We start from the raw sequence: 17,586 nt of genomic DNA on the forward strand, positions 1-17,586 counted from the left end.
GCCACACATCGTGACTGAGATCGAGATCGGGCGCGGCAAGCGCGGCCGCCGGGCGTACGCCTTCGACGACATCGCCGTCGTCCCCAGCCGCCGTACGCGGGACCCGAAGGAGGTCTCGATCGCCTGGCAGATCGACGCCTACCGCTTCGAGCTGCCGTTCCTGGCCGCCCCCATGGACTCCGTGGTCTCCCCGGCCACCGCGATCCGCATCGGTGAGCTCGGCGGCCTCGGCGTGCTCAACCTCGAAGGCCTGTGGACGCGCTACGAGGACCCGCAGCCGCTGCTCGACGAAATCGTCGGGCTGCCCGTCGAGGCGGCCACGCGCCGGCTGCAGGAGATCTACGCCGCTCCCATCAAGGAGGAGCTGATCGGGCAGCGCATCAAGGAGGTGCGCGACTCCGGCGTGGTCACCGCCGCCGCGCTCTCCCCGCAGCGCACCGCCCAGTTCTCCAAGGCCGTCGTGGACGCGGGCGTGGACATCTTCGTCATCCGCGGCACGACCGTGTCGGCGGAGCACGTCTCCGGTTCGCACGAGCCGCTGAACCTGAAGCAGTTCATCTACGAGCTGGACGTCCCGGTCATCGTCGGCGGCTGCGCCACCTACACCGCGGCCCTGCACCTGATGCGCACGGGCGCCGCGGGCGTACTGGTCGGCTTCGGCGGCGGCGCCGCGCACACCACGCGCAACGTGCTGGGCATCCAGGTGCCGATGGCCACGGCCGTGGCGGACGTGGCGGCGGCCCGCCGTGACTACATGGACGAGTCCGGCGGCCGGTACGTGCACGTGATCGCCGACGGCGGTGTCGGCTGGTCCGGCGACCTGCCCAAGGCGATCGCCTGCGGCGCCGACGCGGTGATGATGGGCTCCCCGCTCGCGCGCGCGACCGACGCGCCGGGCCGGGGCCACCACTGGGGCATGGAGGCGGTCAACGAGGAGCTGCCGCGCGGCCAGAAGGTCGACCTCGGCACCGTCGGCACCCTCGAGGAGGTCCTCACGGGCCCGTCGCACACCCCCGACGGCTCCATGAACCTCTTCGGCGCCCTGCGCCGCGCCATGGCCACCACGGGCTACAGCGAGCTGAAGGAGTTCCAGCGCGTCGAGGTGACGGTCGCGGACTCGCAGCACCGCCGGTAGGCACCCGCACGGCGGCGAGGGGCCCTTCCACAGGTGTGGACGGGCCCTTCGTCGTACGTGTCCCTACGCGGCCGCTGCCTTCTTCGTGCCCGAGTACGCGGCGACCGCGCCGAGGGCGAGGAACAGGAAGGTGACCGGGTTCGCCGACCTCTGCCAGGCCTCCGTCAGGATGCCGAAGTGGTCGACGAAGAAGCCGGCCGCCGGCACGCCCAGGAGGTCGGCGGCGCCGATCGTCGTGCCGATGAGCTGGCCCAGCCAGACGGATCCCACGGACAGCAGCGCGCTCAGGAGGGGCAGCACCGGGTGCGAGCCGCCCGCCTTGCCGGCCGCGTAACCGACGAGGAGGCCGACCCCTACGGCCACGAAGCCGATCTGCTTCTGCGTGGCGCCGACGATCGCCCCGTACATCCCGGCGGTGACCAGGGCGACGACGACCGCGGTGACGATGCCCAGCGCGAGACTGCCCTCACCCGGGCGTGCGGGCACCGGCGGACCCGGCGGGAAGACACCGGGCTGCGGTGGAACTGACTGGCTCATGACAGGAACCCCCGTGACTGCGAATGAGACGCCGCACGGTAACAGGCCGGGTCGTGAACTCGGCTGGGGTTCCTTGAGGGGGCGCGTGGGGTGGAAGGGGCGCCCATGGGACGCCACCGCAAGCCCACCCGCTGCGACCGACTCCGTCTTTGGACGGTGAGGTGCCGGAGCGCCCCCTGTCACAACCTGTGCGCCGCCCCCGTGGGCGTGGCCCCCCGCGTGTCCAGCAGGAGCTGCGCCTTCACCGACAGGCCCTGGAGGTCGTAGGTGCGGTGGGGCTGGAGGAGGATCGTGAGGTCGGCCTCCGCCGCCGCCTCGTAGAGGGAGTCCGCGCGGGGGATCGGGCGGTCCAGGACCGTCCAGGCCGGGATGTGGGGGTCGTGGTAGCTGACCGCCGCGCCGAGGGACATCAGGCGGACGGCGATCTCATGGGCCGGGGTGCCCTGCTGGTCGGCGAGGTCGGGCTTGTAGGTGACGCCCAGCAACAACACGCGGGCGCCCCGGGCCGACTTGCCGTGCTCGTTCAGGAGCGTGGCCGCGCGCTGGACGACGTAGCGCGGCATCTGGTCGTTGACCTGCTTGGCCAGTTCCACCATGCGCAGGCCGCGGCCGGGCTGTCCGATGAGGTCCTGGGGGACGGTGTGGCCGCCGACGCCGGGGCCGGGGCGGAAGGCCTGGAACCCGAAGGGCTTGGACTCGGCGCAGCGGATGACGTCCCAGAGGTCGACGCCCAAGTCGTGGCAGAGGACGGCCATTTCGTTGACGAGGGCGATGTTGACGTGCCGGTACGTCGTCTCCAGGAGCTGCACCGCCTCGGCCTCGCGCAGCCCTCGCGCGCGGACCACCTTGTCGGTGATCCGGCCGTAGAAGGCGGCGGCGGACTCTGTGCAGGCCGGGGTGAGGCCGCCGATCACCTTGGGGGTGTTGGCGGGGGTGAAGGCACGGTTGCCGGGGTCGACGCGGGTGGGGGAGTGCGCGAGGTGGAAGTCGCGGCCCGCGCGAAGCCCTGAGCCCTCTTCGAGGAGCGGGCGCAGCACGTCCTCCGTGGTGCCGGGCAGGACCGGGGACTCCAGGATGACGGTGGTGTGCGGGCGCAGCCGGGCCGCGAGGGTGCGGGCGGCCGACTCCACCTGGGTCAGGTCGAGGCCCCCGTCGGCGGCGCGGGGGGTGGGCGCGCAGATGACGGCGGTGCGCACCCGGCCGAGTTCCGCGGGCCCGTCGGCGAGCCGGAAGCCCTCCGAGTGCATCCGGCGCAGTTCGGCGGGGCTGAGGGAGCCGGCCTCAGGTCCGGTGCGGTAGCCGACCGTGGGGATGCCGGCGGTGACGGCGGCCTGGGCCAGCGGCAGGCCGAGCGGGCCGAGTCCGATGACGGCGAGATCTGCGGGCATGGCGTATGCCGTCCTTCCCAGTAACCGAAGCGGGGCAGGTGCGCAAGCCCGGTGGACAGAACGGGCGAGCGCACTGTCAGACTAGGCGTAAATATGACCGATATGCGGGATTCATTCCTTGTGTCGTCCGGTGTGGCGCCGGTGTTCGTGTGCGGGTCCGCGCACGGTAGGGCGGGAGTTGTCCACAGGTCGATCGTGCGTGGTGGCTGAAGTCGGGCAAGCCGGTCAGAATTTGGGCAGGAGGGATGCAGAGCGATACGGACGGGGCTTCGCCCGACGGGTGCGGCCGGTGCGACCGACGAGCGGGAGGCAGCGGTGAGGACAGCGACACTGGGACCGGCGCAGCGCGCCGGGGCCCTCGCGGCCATGGCCGAGCACGAACTGGACCTGCTGGTCGTCGGCGGCGGAGTGGTCGGCGCGGGCACCGCGCTCGACGCCGTCACGCGCGGGCTGTCCACCGGCCTGGTCGAGGCACGCGACTGGGCGTCCGGCACGTCGAGCAGGTCCAGCAAGCTGATCCACGGCGGCCTGCGCTATCTGGAGATGCTCGACTTCGCGCTGGTGCGGGAGGCGCTGAAGGAGCGCGGCCTGCTCCTGGAGCGGCTCGCACCGCATCTGGTGAAGCCGGTGCCGTTCCTGTACCCGCTCCAGCACCAGGGCTGGGAGCGGTGGTACGCCGGATCGGGCGTCGCCCTCTACGACGCCATGTCGATGGCCCGCGGACACGGCAGGGGACTGCCCGTGCACCGCCATCTGACCCGCGGCCACGCCCTGCGCGTGGCGCCCTGTCTGAGGAAGGACGCGCTCGTCGGGGCGCTCCAGTACTACGACGCCCAGATGGACGACGCCCGCTATGTGGCGACTCTGGTGCGCACCGCCGCGGCCTACGGCACCCAGGTCGCCAACCGTGCGCGCGTCACCGGCTTCCTGCGCGAGGGCGAACGCGTGGTCGGCGCGCGCGTGCAGGACGTCGAGGCCGGCGGGGAGTACGAGATCCACGCCAAGCAGATCGTCAACGCCACCGGCGTGTGGACCGACGACACCCAGGCCATGGTGGGCGAGCGCGGGCAGTTCCACGTCCGCGCCTCCAAGGGCATCCACCTCGTCGTGCCCAAGGACCGCATCCACTCCAGCACCGGGCTGATCCTGCGCACCGAGAAGTCCGTGCTGTTCGTCATCCCCTGGGGCCGGCACTGGATCGTCGGCACCACCGACACCGACTGGGACCTCGACAAGGCCCATCCGGCCGCATCCAGCGCCGACATCGACTACCTGCTGGAGCATGTGAACTCCGTCCTGGCCGTGCCGCTCACCCGTGACGACGTCGAGGGCGTGTACGCGGGCCTGCGCCCCCTGCTCGCCGGGGAGTCGGAAGCCACCAGCAAGCTCTCCCGCGAGCACATCGTGGCCCACCCGGTGCCCGGCCTGGTCGTGGTGGCGGGCGGCAAGTACACGACGTACCGCGTGATGGCCAAGGACGCCGTCGACGAGGCGGTCCACGCCCTCGACCGGCGGGTCGCGGAGTGCGTCACCGAGGACATCCCGCTGGTCGGCGCCGAGGGCTACCGCGCGCTGTGGAACGCGCGAGCGCGCATCGCCGCCCGCGCCGGACTGCACGTGGTGCGCGTGGAGCACCTGCTAAACCGCTACGGCTCGATGACGGAGGAACTGCTCGAACTCATCGCGTCCGACCCGTCGTTGGCCGAGCCGCTGCAGGGCGCCGACGACTATCTGCGGGCCGAGATCGTCTACGCCGCCTCGCACGAGGGCGCCCGGCACCTGGACGACGTCCTCACCCGGCGCACCCGGATCTCCATCGAGACCTTCGACCGCGGTACACGCTGCGCACGCGAGGCCGCCGAGCTGATGGCGCCGGTACTCGGCTGGGACGCCGACCACGTCGAACGGGAGGTGAAGCACTACGAGAAGCGGGTGGAGGCCGAGCGCGAGTCCCAGCGCCAGCCCGACGACCTGACCGCGGACGCGGCCCGGCTGGGGGCGCCGGACATCGTGCCGCTGTAACGGCCGGCAGGGGCGCCGGGGCAGGGGTGGGCGCGGTCCACGCCCCGTCACACCCCGCCGCGGAAGGGGTTATTCAGCCCAGTACGGGACACCTGGGCACGGGTGTGCGGCGAGGGGCCCCCGGGGCGTGGGGCACTTGCCGGGTGAGAGACAATGGAGCCTCTGTCAGGGCGGGTTGTACGAGGGGACTCATGTCGGAGGCGGAGCGGGCGGGGACACCCCGTCAGGACAAGAGCGCACGTCTCCTCGCCGGGCGTTACCGGCTGGGAGACGTGCTCGGCCGCGGCGGCATGGGCACGGTCTGGCGGGCCGAGGACGAGACCCTCGGCCGCACGGTCGCCGTCAAGGAGCTGCGGTTCCCGTCGAACATCGACGAGGACGAGAAGCGCCGGCTGATCACGCGGACCCTGCGCGAGGCCAAGGCCATCGCACGGATCCGCAACAACAGCGCGGTGACGGTCTACGACGTCGTCGAGGAGGACGACCGGCCGTGGATCGTGATGGAGCTCGTCGAGGGCAAGTCGCTCGCCGAGGTCATCCGCGAGGACGGCCTGCTGGAGCCCAGGCGCGCCGCCGAGGTCGGACTCGCGATCCTGGACGTGCTGCGCTCCGCGCACCGCGAGGGCATCCTGCACCGCGACGTGAAGCCGTCCAACGTGCTGATCGCCGACGACGGCCGGGTCGTGCTCACCGACTTCGGCATCGCCCAGGTCGAGGGCGACCCGTCCATCACGTCCACCGGCATGCTCGTCGGCGCCCCCTCCTACATCTCGCCGGAGCGCGCCCGCGGCCACAAGCCGGGCCCCGCGGCCGACCTGTGGTCGCTGGGCGGCCTGCTGTACGCCGCCGTCGAGGGGACCCCGCCGTACGACAAGGGTTCGGCGATCGCCACGCTCACCGCGGTGATGACCGAGCCGCTGGACGAACCGAAGAACGCGGGGCCGCTGGCGGACGTGATCCGCGGGCTGCTCACCAAGGACCCGGCCGAGCGGCTCGACGACGCGGGCGCGCGGGCGATGCTCAACGCCGTGATCCACGCCCCCGACCCGGCCGAGGTGCCGGAGGCGCTGGACGCCACGCGGGTCGTGCCGCTGCCCGCGCAGCCGGGCGAGCCCGGTTCCGGCGGCCGGCGGGGCGAGGAGGCGGCCGAGCGGCTGCGCGGGGCGCTGCGTTCGGTGCGCAAGGCCGCCGCGAGCACGGCGGTCTCGTCGCGGACGAGGACCGGCGGCGGCGAGACGCGCACCACGGCGACGCCCGAGGCCGGTGCCGCCGCGGTCGGCGCGTCGCGCACGCAGTCCACGAGCGGCACCAACGCCGGCACCGGCGGCCGCAGTTCGGGCTGGCCCGTGATGCCTCCGCCGGACCTGCCGCCGCGGCCGGTGCAGCGCGCGCCGCTGACCGATGTCGTGCCCAGGCGGACGCTGGTGATCATCGCGGTCGTCGTGGCGCTGGCCGTGCTCGGCACCGTGCTCGCCCTCACCCTCGGCGGCGACGACACCGACGCGGCGCAGCCGGGCCCCGGCACCCGCACGGCGGCCGGGTCCACCCCGAGCGCCGACACCAAGGACGACGACCAGGGCGGGACGCACCCCGACGGCGACGCCTCGAAGTCCGCCGACCAGGGCTCGGCACCGGGCGCCGGCGCATCGAGCGGCGAAGGCACCCCGACCCCCACCGGCTCCGCCGAGGGGACCGACACCGGCAAGGGCGAGAAGGACGCCGACGTGGCCCGCACGCACCAGGGTGCTCAGGGCTACTCGATCGGGCTGCCCACGGGCTGGAAGTTCCAGACGGCCAGCTCCTCCGGCGACCGTTTCACCGGTCCCCGAGGGCAGAAGCTGCTCATCGGCTGGACCAGCACGCCCAAGGACGACCCGGTCGCCGACTGGCGCGACCAGGAGCGCTCCATGGTCCGTTCGCAGTACCAGCGCATCCGCATACAAGCGGTGGACTACCGCGGCTGGGACACGGCCGACTGGGAGTTCACCTACACCGAGGACGGGACGAGGTACCGGACCGTCGACCGCGGGTTCGTCGTCAACGACCACCAGGGCTATGCGCTGATGTACACGGCGAAGGCCGCCGACTGGCGCGGGGACCTGCGCCGGGACACCTGGCGGACGCTGGCGAGGACGTTCCAGCCGAAGAAGTGAGCCGGGGGTCCGGGGGGCCGGGCCCGGTATTTCGGGGGTCGCGGACGAAGTGAGATGTCCCATCCCCTCGGTGCGGGTTGCCTCCGGCACGTATCGTGAGTGCTTGCGGACCGTACGCAGCCGGAACCGAGCGGCGGGCGAACGGAATTGACCAGCCGGGCGGCCGGGGGAGGCAACGTGGACGACTATGCGGGACGGGTGCTCGCCGGCCGCTACCGCCTGCCGCTGCCGCCCGCCGACGAGTACGAACTCACCGAGACGCGCGCCTTCGACACCTACAGCGGACAGGAAGTCCTGGTCCGGCAGGTGCCGTTGCCCGAGGTCGTCGAGGCGGAGGTGCTCGACGCGGACGGGCTGCCCGAGGGTTTCACCGCACGGGAACCGGGCGCACGACGGCCCGCCGCACGCCCCGGCAGCGCGCGTCGGCCCGCGGACCCGGCGGTACGGCGTGCCGTGGAGGCCGCGCAGGCCGCGGCGGCGATCCCCGACCACCCACGGCTGGACCAGGTCTTCGACGTCTTCGCCGAGGGCGGGTCGCTGTGGATCGTCAGTGAGCTGGTGGCGGCGCGGCCGCTGGCGGCGCTGCTGGCCGAGCGGCCGCTGACGCCGTACCGCGCGGCCGAGGTCGCCTCCGACGTCCTCATGGCACTGCGGGTGCTGCACGGCCACGGCTGGGTGCACCGCAACATCACCGCCCGCACGGTCCTCGTCTGCGACGACGGCCGTGTCATGCTCACCGGCCTCGCGGTGGGGGCGGCGGAGGAGGCGCTGTGCGGGTACGACCCCGTCCCGGCGCCGGACGGCGACGACAACGGCGGCGGCGGGCACCCGGCGGGACCTGACGGGGGCACGGCACGCGGACCGGGTGCCGGCGGACCGGGCACTGACGGCGGACCGGGCGCCGGTGGTGCGTCGCCCTACGCCGGACCGCGCGGGATCGCCGGCGGGGGGGCGGGAGGCCACCCGGCCGGACCGGGCGGCAGCGTGGCCGACGCCGAGACCGCGCGGCGCGCCGCCATCGAGGCGCGGGGCGCCGGACGGCTGCCGGGGGCGCAGGAGCCCGGCGGGCCCGGCACCGCGGCCCTGCCCGCGAGCCGCCGCGCGCCGGAGACCGACGACGATGTCAGGGCGGCGCGCGCCGGGGCGATCGCGGCCTACCGCGCGGGCGCCCGCGCCGCGGCCCGGGTCCAGGAGGCCCAGCGGAGCGGCCCCACCCCGCTGCCCGGGGCCCGCCCCGCGCAGGGGACCGCGCCGCAGTCGCCGTACCTCCCCGGGCAGGACACCGGAGGCCGGCACGGCACCACCCCGCCGGGGCGGATAGCCGACCCGTACGGGGTGCGCGCCGGTTCCTGGCACGGCGCCTCACCGCGCGGCGGCAGCGCGCCCGGCGTACCCGGTGACACCGGCCGCCAGGCCCTCCCACCCGCCGGTCACCCCCAGGGTTCCGCAGCGGTGCCCGCCGGATCCGGGGCGGCCCACTGGGACTCCCAGGCCGCCCCCGCCCGCCGGGGCCCCGCCACCGCGCTCGCCGCCGAGCGGGCCCGGCAGGCACGGATGGCCGTCGTGGGGCCCGTCACCGAGCGGTGGGCGCCGGAGCAGGCCGGGCCGGTCCACGAGAACTGGCAGCTGGCGGCGCCCATCGGTCCGGCCACCGACCTGTGGGCACTGGGCGCGCTGCTCTTCAGGGCCGTACAGGGGCATGCGCCCTACCCGGAGGAGTCCACGGCCGAGCTGGTGCAGATGGTGTGCGCGGAGCCGCCCGCGTTCGCGGAGGAGTGCGGTCCGCTCCGGCCGGTCGTGGAGTCGCTGCTGCGCCAGGACCCGACCGAGCGCATCGACTTCGAGGAACTCGGCGGCTGGCTGCGCTCGCTCGTACGGTCGGCACCCGAGCCGGACGCCGGTGTGAACGTCGTCGCCCTGCCGCCCGTCGACGCGGGCCGGCTGCCCGTCGTACGGCGTCGGGGTGAGCTGGTGCGCAAGCGCCGCGCCGGGCTGCCCGCGCCGCACGGGCGGCACAAGCGGGCCCGGGAGCCGGAGCGTTCGCCGCGCAGCCTGGGCCGCACCCTGCTGGTGGCGGTGCTGGTGGCGATGGCCGTCGCGATCGCGTATGCCGCGCTGTTCATGCCCAAGTCCGAGGAGGCCGGCTCGGGCGGGGCGCCCCGCGCGGACCGTACCGGGGCGGCGGGCCAGGCCGACGAGGCACCCGAGCCGGAGGCCAGCAGCGAGCCCAGACCGGACCACACCACGCCCGGCGGCAACGACCCGTCGGAGTCGGCCGGTTCCCCACAGACCCGGACGACCGGGCCGGACGCCGCCGACGGGTTCACCGTACGGGCCGACGAGGCCGGTTTCCGGATCGCCGTCGCCGACGGCTGGGACCGCACGCCCCGCAACGGCCGCGGCCAGGTGCGCTACTCCCACGGCGCGTTCGAGCTGATCGTCGTACCGGGGAGGGACACCGCGGCGGAGTTCGGCGCGGACCCGATGGTGTACCAGCGGGAGCGGGAGGCCGAGTTGCAGCCGTACCGCGACTCCACCTGGGCCACGGCCACCGGGCTGAAGACGATATCGGTGGGCGGACGGACCATGGCCGAGGGGCAGTTCACCTGGACCGGGGCGGACGGCCGGGAGTTGTTCGTGCGCAATGTCGCGATCCTCCTCGACGGCCGCTACCACGTCGTGCAGGTACGCGGCCCCGAGGCCGAACGGGACGAAGTGACACGGCTGTACGAGCAGGCGTCCACCACCTACCAGGTCACCGGCGGCTGATTCACGGGACCGCGTTTCGGTTCCCTTCGGTCACGCAAAGCGACAACCGTCACAGTGCGGTATCCGAGCGGCCCCGCGTGTTCCCCGTCAGGTCACCGGTACTTACCCTGACCCTGTCAATATCAAAGCGGGGCAACGTGAATCAGATGCAGGGCCAGCTCATTGCGGACCGTTACCGCCTGGCCGAATCGATCGGCCGTGGTGGCATGGGCCGGGTCTGGCGGGCACGGGACGAGGTGCTGCACCGGACCGTCGCCGTCAAGGAACTGACGGCCGCTCTCTACGTCTCGGAGAGCGACCAGGCCGTCCTGCTGGCGCGGACCCGGGCCGAGGCACGCGCGGCCGCGCGGATCAACCACTCGGCCGTCGTCACCGTGCACGACGTGCTGGAGCACGACGGCCGCCCGTGGATCGTCATGGAGCTGGTCGAGGGCCGCTCGCTCGCCGACGCGGTCAAGGAGGACGGCCGCATCGCGCCCACCGAGGCCGCCCGGATCGGCCTGTGGGTGCTGCGCGCGCTGCGTGCCGCGCACACCGCCGGGGTGCTGCACCGCGACGTCAAGCCCGGCAACGTCCTGCTCGGCCGCGAAGGCCGGGTGCTGCTCACCGACTTCGGCATCGCCCAGATCGAGGGCGACTCCACCATCACCCGCACCGGAGAGGTCGTCGGCTCCGTCGACTACCTCGCCCCGGAGCGCGTCCGCGGCCACGACCCCGGGCCCGCCTCCGACCTGTGGGCGCTCGGCGCGACGCTGTACACCGCGGTCGAGGGGCGCTCGCCGTTCCGCCGCACCTCACCGATCTCCACCATGCAGGCCGTCGTCGAGGAAGAGGCCGACGCGCCCGCCCACGCCGGCGCGCTCGCGCCCGTCATCGACGCCCTGCTGCGCAAGGATCCGGCCAGTCGTCCGGGCGCCGCCGAGGCCGAACGGATGCTCGCCCAGGCGGCGGAGGGCCGCGTCCCGGCCGTCACCCAGCCGTACGTCCCCCCGCAGGCGGGCCCGCACCAGGGGCCGGCCACGGCGTCGCCGACGTCCACGACGACGCCGTACCCGCAGGCCCCCTACGGGACCCCGGGGCGCCCGCGCAGACGGCGCACCCTCGCCCTGGTCCTCGTCCTCGCGGCGCTCGTCGGGGGCGGCACCGCGGTCGGCGTCCAGCAGTGGCAGGCGCGGAACCAGCAGCACACCGGCGGACCCGGCCCGACGCCCACGGAGACGCAGACCTCCGGCACCCTCCCCGACGGCTGGGAGCGCCGCGACGACCCCTACGGGTTCAGCATCGCCGTGCCCGGACCCGAGTGGAAGCGCACGGACTTCGACAAGGCCACCGGGCAGGTCGACTACTCGCCCGACGGCGGCGAGCACTTCTTCCGTATCGCGGTCGACCCGGCACCCGACTTCGACGACCCCTACGAGCACCAGGCCGACCTGGAGGACCGGGTGGGCCGGCTCGTCGACTACCGCTCCCTGGGCATGGAGAGGAACATCTACCGGGACTGTCCGGGCGCGCTGTGGGAGTACACCTGGACCGCGCAGGACAAGCCCGAGGTGAAGACGAAGCCCGGGCCGCGCCGCGCGATCGACCAGATGTACATCTCCCGTGACGGGGTCGAGTACGCCCTCTACGCCTCCGCCCCGGCCGCGGACTGGGCGACGATGCGCGAGCAGTTCGACACCCTGCTGCGCAGCTGGCGGCCGAAGAACTGAAGAACCGCTGAACGGCGGTGCGGCGACCGTCGGTTGTCGGCCAATCACGCACTCACCTCCCGGAGGGTGGTGCTCCGGCTGGTGCATCATGGGGCGTATGGGGACCGAGGGGGCCGGCGGACGTGTGATCGCGGGACGCTACCGGCTGGAGACGGTGCTCGGACGCGGAGGCATGGGCGTGGTCTGGCGGGCCACCGACCTGCTGCTCGGCCGGCCCGTCGCCGTCAAGGAACTCGCCCTGGACGACTCGTTCTCCGCGAGCGAGTCCCGGCGACGGCGCGAGCGCACCCTGCGGGAGGCGCGCGCGGTCGCGCAGCTGCGCCATCCGCATGTCATCGTCGTCCACGACGTCGTCGAGTGCGACGAACGCCCGTACCTGGTCATGGAGTTCATCGACGGCGGCTCCCTCGCCGACCGCATCACCGCGTACGGGCCCGTCGACGCCCGGGAGGCCGCCCGGATCGGCGTCGCCCTGCTGGGCGCCCTGCGCGCCGCGCACACGGCCGGGGTGCTGCACCGCGACCTCAAGCCCGCCAACGTCCTGGTGGAGAACGGCACCGGCCGGGTCGTCCTCACCGACTTCGGTGTCGCCCACGTCAGCGGTACGACCACGCTCACCGAGTCGGGGTCCTTCGTCGGCTCGCCCGAGTACACCGCGCCGGAGCGCATGTCGGGGGCGGGCACCGGCGCCGCGTCCGACCTGTGGTCGCTGGGGGCGCTGCTGTGCGCGGCGGTCAGCGGCGAGTCGCCCTTCCGCCGCGAGTCGCTGGGCGCGGTCGTGCACGCCGTGCTGTCCGACGACATCCGCCTGCCCGAAGGCGTGGGCCCGCTGCTGCCCGTCGTACGGGGGCTGCTGGAGCGTGATCCGTCGCGGCGGCTGGACGCCGTGGAGGCCGAGCGGATGCTGCGGGCCTTCCGGGAAACCGGGCGCACCCCCGAGCCGGAACCGGCCGAGCGGCCGGCGCGCGCCGGGAGGCTGGCGGTCGCGCTGCTGGTGGCGGCGATGGCGGCGGCCGGACTGTCCGCGGCGGCACTGCTCGTCAACGGCGAGGGGGAGGGCGGAGGTTCACCGACCAGCCCGGCACCGTCGACGTCGGTGAGCACCTCCCAGCCGACCCCCTCCGTCTCGGCCGGCGGTGTGTAGGGCCTGACCGCGCCGGGCCGGGGCTCGGTGACCTCGCCCGTCCGAGCGGGGGCAGTTCGTGTGGGCCTGTGCCTGCCCGTTCGAGCGCGGTCACGGCTTCGTGCACATGCCCCGTCCGGGCAGGGTCACGGGTTCGTGACCGTGCCCGCTTCCGGCTGGCTGATCACGCGGCCGGCGCGATATGCATGGACCCATGAGCAACAACGGGGGAGCCCGCTACGGGGCCGACGAGCCGACGAGTTTCGGCCTGCAACCGCCGCACCCGCAACCGCCGGTCCAGGCCCCTCCCGCGGGGGTCCCGCACCCCGGCAACCCGTACGCGACCCCGGCCCAGGCCGTCCCGCCGCAGCAGCCCGGCCAGATCCCGGCCCCGGTCGCGCAGCCCGCCCACGCCGCCCACGACCCCGGCGCCGGGCGGCTGATCGCCGGGCGCTACCGGCTGCTCGCCAAGCTCGGGCACGGCGGCATGGGCACGGTGTGGCGGGCCAAGGACGAGACCGTGGACCGTGAGGTCGCCGTCAAGGAGCCCCGCGTCCCGGACCACCTGCCCGAGCGGGAGCAGGCCAACGCGTTCGAGCGCATGCGCCGCGAGGCCCGCGCCGCGGCCCGGCTCGACCACCCCGCGGTCGTCAACGTCCATGACGTGGCGGTCGTGGACGGGCGGCCCTGGATCGTCATGGAGCTGGTGCAGGGGCGCTCCCTCGGTGCCGCGCTCCAGGAGGGCACGCTCGGCGCCCGCGAGGCCGCCCGGATCGGCCTGGAGGTGCTCGGTGCGCTGGAGGCGGCCCACGCGGCCGGGATCCTGCACCGTGACGTCAAGCCGGACAACGTGCTGCTGGGCCGGCACGACAGGGTCGTCCTCACCGACTTCGGCATCGCCCAGATCGAGGGCGAGACCAACCTGACCGACACCGGCGGCTTCGTCGGCTCGCCCGAGTACATCGCGCCGGAGCGCGTCCTCGGGCAGCGGCCCGGCCCGGCCTCCGACCTGTGGTCGCTGGGCGTGGTGCTGTACGCGGCGACGGAGGGCGTCTCGCCGTTCCGCCGCAGCAACACCCCGGCCACCCTCCAGTCCGTCCTCAACGCCCACCCCGCCCCGCCCGCCTCCGCGCAGGGCCCCCTCGCCGAGGTCATCAACGGCCTGCTGCAGAAGGACCCGGCCCACCGGCCGGGCGCCGCCCGGGTGCGCGCCCTGCTGGAGGCGGCCGCGAACCCGCCCGTTCCCGCGCCGACCCAGGTCGTGACGGTGACCGGCGGCGGCGACCGGGGCGGCATCCGCCTCGGCCGCAAGGCGCTGCTCGGGATCGGCGCCGCGGTCGTCGCGGTGGCGGTCGCCGGCTGGTTCGCGATCGCCCGGCCGTTCACGGACCCGTCGGCGGAGGGCTGGGAGGAGCAGCAGGCCAAGGAGCTGGCCGCGACGCTGTCCGTGCCCACGGGCTACCAGAGGTCAGGGCCCGGGCCCACGGACCCCAAGGACGATCACTGGGTGCGCTACACGGACCCCAGCGGCGCCGTGTACATCCGGCTGGAGCTCAGCAAGAAGTCCGAGGACACCCTCGACGCCATCGCCAGCACGCCCACCGGCCAGGCCTACGACGAGAAGGAGGAACTGGAGGGCGGCACCAGCTCCGCCTACAACATCGCCGACGACAAGCCCGTCGAGGTGGAGACGGAGAAGACCACGTACCAGGGCCGGGAAGCCGCCGAGTCCACCCTGACGTACACGGACGACACGGTCAGCGACTTCCTCGTGCCCAGGGAGGTCAAGATCTTCTACGTCAGGACGGAGAAGGGCGACATGTACCGGCTGTCCGTCTCCTATCCGGGCCGGGGCGACTTCACCGAGCGGGGCCGGGAAGTGGCGGAGCACGTGATCGACAGCGTCGACATCGACAATCTCTGAGCCTGTCCTTCGACAACTTGCGCCCCACACGGTAGGCATGGGGCATGAGCGGCGAACGCGCGCGCGACGGACACCTGGTCGACGGGCGCTACCGGCTGAGCGGGCGGCTCGGCTCCGGTGGCACGGGCACCCTCTGGCAGGCGTACGACGTCCTGATGGAACGTCAGGTGGCGGTCAGGCAACCCTCGTTGTCCGGTCCGCCGGACGAGGACGAGGGGCGGCGGGCCGTCAAGCGGCTGTACCGGGAGGCGCGCGCGGCCGCCCGCGTCGACCATCCGTCCGCCGTCGTCATCCATGACGTGGTCGTCGACGACGGACTCCCCTGGATCGTCATGGAGCTGGTGCGCGGCCGGTGCCTGCGCGACCTCCTCGCGCAGGGCCCGCTGCCCGGCAGCGAGTGCGCCCGCGTCGGGCTCGCCGTCCTCGGCGCGCTGCGCGCCGCGCACTCGGTCGGGATCGTCCATCGCGACGTACGTCCCGCCAACGTCCTCGTCGAGCACGGCACCGGCCGGGTCGTCCTCACCGACTTCGGGGTCGATCCCGTACGGGGCTCGGAGTTCGCCGCACCCGAGCGCCGGGCCGGACGCGACGCCGGGCCGGCCTCCGACCTCTGGTCGCTCGGCGCGCTGCTGCACGCGGCGGCGGTGGGGGTGGCGCCGGGCGCGGGCGGCGGGGCGGTCGGGGGAGGCGGTCCGGACGGTCCGCTGGGGGCGCTGATCTCCCGGTTGCTGCACGTGGAGCCGGCATTGCGCCCGGCCCCGGACCGCGTGGCCGCACAGCTCGCGTCGATGGCCGGGCAGCCGCGCGCCGACGCCGCGGGGTAGCCGCGGGATGATCAGGGGGCGGTCGCCGGTGGTGCCGCGGGATGATCAGGGGGCGGTGGTCGGTGGTGCCGCGGGACGGTCGTAGCGGTGGTCGGTGGTGCCGCGGGACGGTCGTAGCGGTGGTCGGTGGTGCCGCGGGACGGTCGCAGCGGTCGCCGGACGGGCCGCGGGGTGGTCGTCGTAGCGGCCTCGGCGGAGGCCGTCGGGAAACTGGCGTTCGAGTAGAGGGGGCGGGACAAGCCCCTGATCAGGGCGTTTGTGCCAGTGATCACTGGCGGTGTGTGTGCGGTCGGTGAATCCCTATTACCGACGGGTACACAAAGCCCTCGCCTGCGCATACCCTGCGCGTCATGACCGAAGCGCAGGCACCCGAGAAGGCCGCCCCCGGCACCAACCCCGTCGCTCCCGCCCCCGCCGGCGTGCGCACCGCCGCCGACGTGGTCACCCCAGAGCTGGTGGCCCAACTCACCAAGGGCGTCACGGGTTCCGGCCGGACCGCCAACCACACGCCGTTCACCGGCGAGCAGCTGGCCGACCTGCCCGAGTCCGACCCCGAGGACGTCGCCCGCGCCTTCGAGGCGGCCCGCGCCGCGCAGGCGGTCTGGGCCCAGGTGCCGGTACGGCAGCGCGCGGCCGTGCTGCTCCGCTTCCACGACCTCGTCCTGGAACGCCAGGCCGAGGTGCTCGACCTCATCCAGCTGGAGACCGGCAAGGCCCGGCTGCACGCCCACGAGGAGGTCCAGGCCGTCGCCGTCGCGGCCCGCCACTACGGCCGTAAGGCGTCGGCGTACCTGAAGCCCAAGCGGCACACGGGCGCCGTGCCGACCCTCACCAGGGTCACCGAACTGCGCCACCCGCGCGGCGTCGTGGGCCAGATAGCCCCCTGGAACTACCCGCTCGAACTCTCCGTCGGCGACGCGCTCCCCGCCTTCGTCGCGGGCAACGCCGTGGTGATGAAGCCGGACACGGAGACCTGCCTGACCGCCCTGTGGGCGCGTGACCTGCTCATCGAGGCCGGGCTGCCCGCCGATGTCTTCCAGGTCGTCCTGGGCGAGGGCCCGGTCGTCGGCCCCGAGGTCGTCCGCCACGCCGACTACGTCTCCTTCACCGGCTCCACCCGCACCGGCCGCGAGGTCGCCCAGGGCGCCGCCGCGCGCCTGGTCGGCGTGTCCCTCGAACTCGGCGGCAAGAACGCCATGCTGGTCCTTCAGGACGCCGACCTGGACAAGGCGGCCGCGGGCGCGGTCCGCTCCTGCTTCTCCTCCGCCGGCCAGCTGTGCATCTCCATCGAGCGGCTCTACGTCCACGAGTCGATCGCCGACGCCTTCCTGGAGCGCTTCGCCGCCCGCACCAAGGCCATGCGCCTCGGCACGTCCCTCGCCTACGGCGCCGACATGGGCTCCCTCGTCGGCGAACGCCAGCTGGAGACCGTCAAGCGGCATGTGGAGGAGGCCGTCGCCCAGGGCGCGAAGCTCGTCGCCGGCGGGGTCGCCCGCCCGGACGTCGGCCCGTACTTCTTCGAGCCGACCATCCTCGACGGCGTCACGGACTCGATGTCCGTCTGCGCCGAGGAGACCTTCGGCCCGGTCGTGTCGGTCTACCGCTTCAAGACGGAGGAGGAGGCGATCGAGCGCGCCAACGCCACGTCGTACGGGCTGAACGCCTCGGTCTGGACGAAGGACGGCCGCCGTGGCCGCGAGATCGCCGCCCGCCTGCGCACCGGCACCGTCAACGTCAACGAGGGCTACGCCTCCGCCTACGGCTCCGTCCAGTCGCCCATGGGCGGCATGAAGGACTCCGGCCTCGGCCGCCGCCACGGCTCCGAGGGCATCCTCAAGTACACGGAGGCCCAGACCGTGGCCCACCAGCGGATCCTCCCCATGGCCCCGTCGCTGGGCATGAACGACGAGCAGTACGCGGCCTTCATGAGCCGCAGCCTTCGCCTGATGAAGGCGTTCCGCCTCCGCTAGACCCCTTCTCCCCACCCGTTCTCAACGAGGAG

Annotated in this window: 11 protein-coding genes; 9 read left to right on the forward strand and 2 right to left on the reverse strand. The window is 73.9% G+C overall.

Translation table 11 applies throughout. From position 1 onward, the window contains the following. Positions 1–10 precede the first annotated feature (10 nt). A complete protein-coding gene (locus ACIGXJ_RS26300) occupies positions 11–1,135 on the forward strand; it encodes a GuaB3 family IMP dehydrogenase-related protein (RefSeq protein WP_399649934.1) in 1,125 nt (374 codons plus the stop codon). A 63-nt stretch (positions 1,136–1,198) separates the two neighbouring features. Here the strand turns inward: ACIGXJ_RS26300 and ACIGXJ_RS26305 are convergent, their stop codons facing one another. Continuing rightward, a complete protein-coding gene (locus tag ACIGXJ_RS26305) occupies positions 1,199–1,672 on the reverse strand; it encodes a hypothetical protein (protein ID WP_399649936.1) in 474 nt (157 codons plus the stop codon). A 179-nt stretch (positions 1,673–1,851) separates the two neighbouring features. Beyond that, complete coding sequence (locus tag ACIGXJ_RS26310; RefSeq protein WP_399649939.1) at positions 1,852–3,060, reverse strand: nucleotide sugar dehydrogenase; 1,209 nt, start codon at positions 3,058–3,060, stop codon at positions 1,852–1,854. 315 nt (positions 3,061–3,375) lie between these two features. On the opposite strand from ACIGXJ_RS26310, the gene ACIGXJ_RS26315 reads away from it, so the two are divergent. The 8 genes from ACIGXJ_RS26315 (at position 3,376) to ACIGXJ_RS26350 (ending at position 17,554) form a co-directional block, all read left to right on the forward strand. Beyond that, a complete protein-coding gene (locus tag ACIGXJ_RS26315) occupies positions 3,376–5,082 on the forward strand; it encodes a glycerol-3-phosphate dehydrogenase/oxidase (protein ID WP_399649941.1) in 1,707 nt (568 codons plus the stop codon). Positions 5,083–5,273: 191 nt separating this feature from the next. Beyond that, a complete protein-coding gene (locus ACIGXJ_RS26320; protein WP_399649944.1) occupies positions 5,274–7,235 on the forward strand; it encodes a protein kinase in 1,962 nt (653 codons plus the stop codon). Between the two features lie 177 nt (positions 7,236–7,412). Next, on the forward strand, positions 7,413–10,004 hold the full coding sequence (locus ACIGXJ_RS26325) for a protein kinase (RefSeq protein ID WP_399649947.1): 2,592 nt from the start codon (positions 7,413–7,415) through the stop codon (positions 10,002–10,004). A 146-nt stretch (positions 10,005–10,150) separates the two neighbouring features. After that, positions 10,151–11,713, forward strand: coding sequence for a serine/threonine-protein kinase (locus tag ACIGXJ_RS26330; protein WP_399649950.1), 1,563 nt, complete (start codon positions 10,151–10,153; stop codon positions 11,711–11,713). Positions 11,714–11,810: 97 nt separating this feature from the next. Next, positions 11,811–12,857 carry a serine/threonine-protein kinase gene (locus tag ACIGXJ_RS26335; RefSeq protein ID WP_399649952.1) on the forward strand — a complete coding sequence of 349 codons (1,047 nt, stop codon included), beginning with the start codon at positions 11,811–11,813 and terminating at the stop codon, positions 12,855–12,857. Positions 12,858–13,050: 193 nt separating this feature from the next. Next, entirely contained in the window at positions 13,051–14,760 is a 1,710-nt protein-coding gene (locus tag ACIGXJ_RS26340; protein ID WP_399649956.1) for a serine/threonine-protein kinase, read from the forward strand. Between the two features lie 44 nt (positions 14,761–14,804). Further along, a complete protein-coding gene (locus ACIGXJ_RS26345; RefSeq protein ID WP_399649958.1) occupies positions 14,805–15,584 on the forward strand; it encodes a serine/threonine-protein kinase in 780 nt (259 codons plus the stop codon). Between the two features lie 350 nt (positions 15,585–15,934). Next, positions 15,935–17,554: a succinic semialdehyde dehydrogenase gene (locus ACIGXJ_RS26350; RefSeq protein ID WP_399649961.1), complete on the forward strand. Its 1,620-nt coding sequence runs from the start codon at positions 15,935–15,937 to the stop codon at positions 17,552–17,554. The last annotated feature ends 32 nt before the right edge of the window (positions 17,555–17,586 follow it).

The organism is Streptomyces sp. NPDC053367, from assembly GCF_044545925.1.
Taxonomy (GTDB): Bacteria; Actinomycetota; Actinomycetes; order Streptomycetales; family Streptomycetaceae; genus Streptomyces.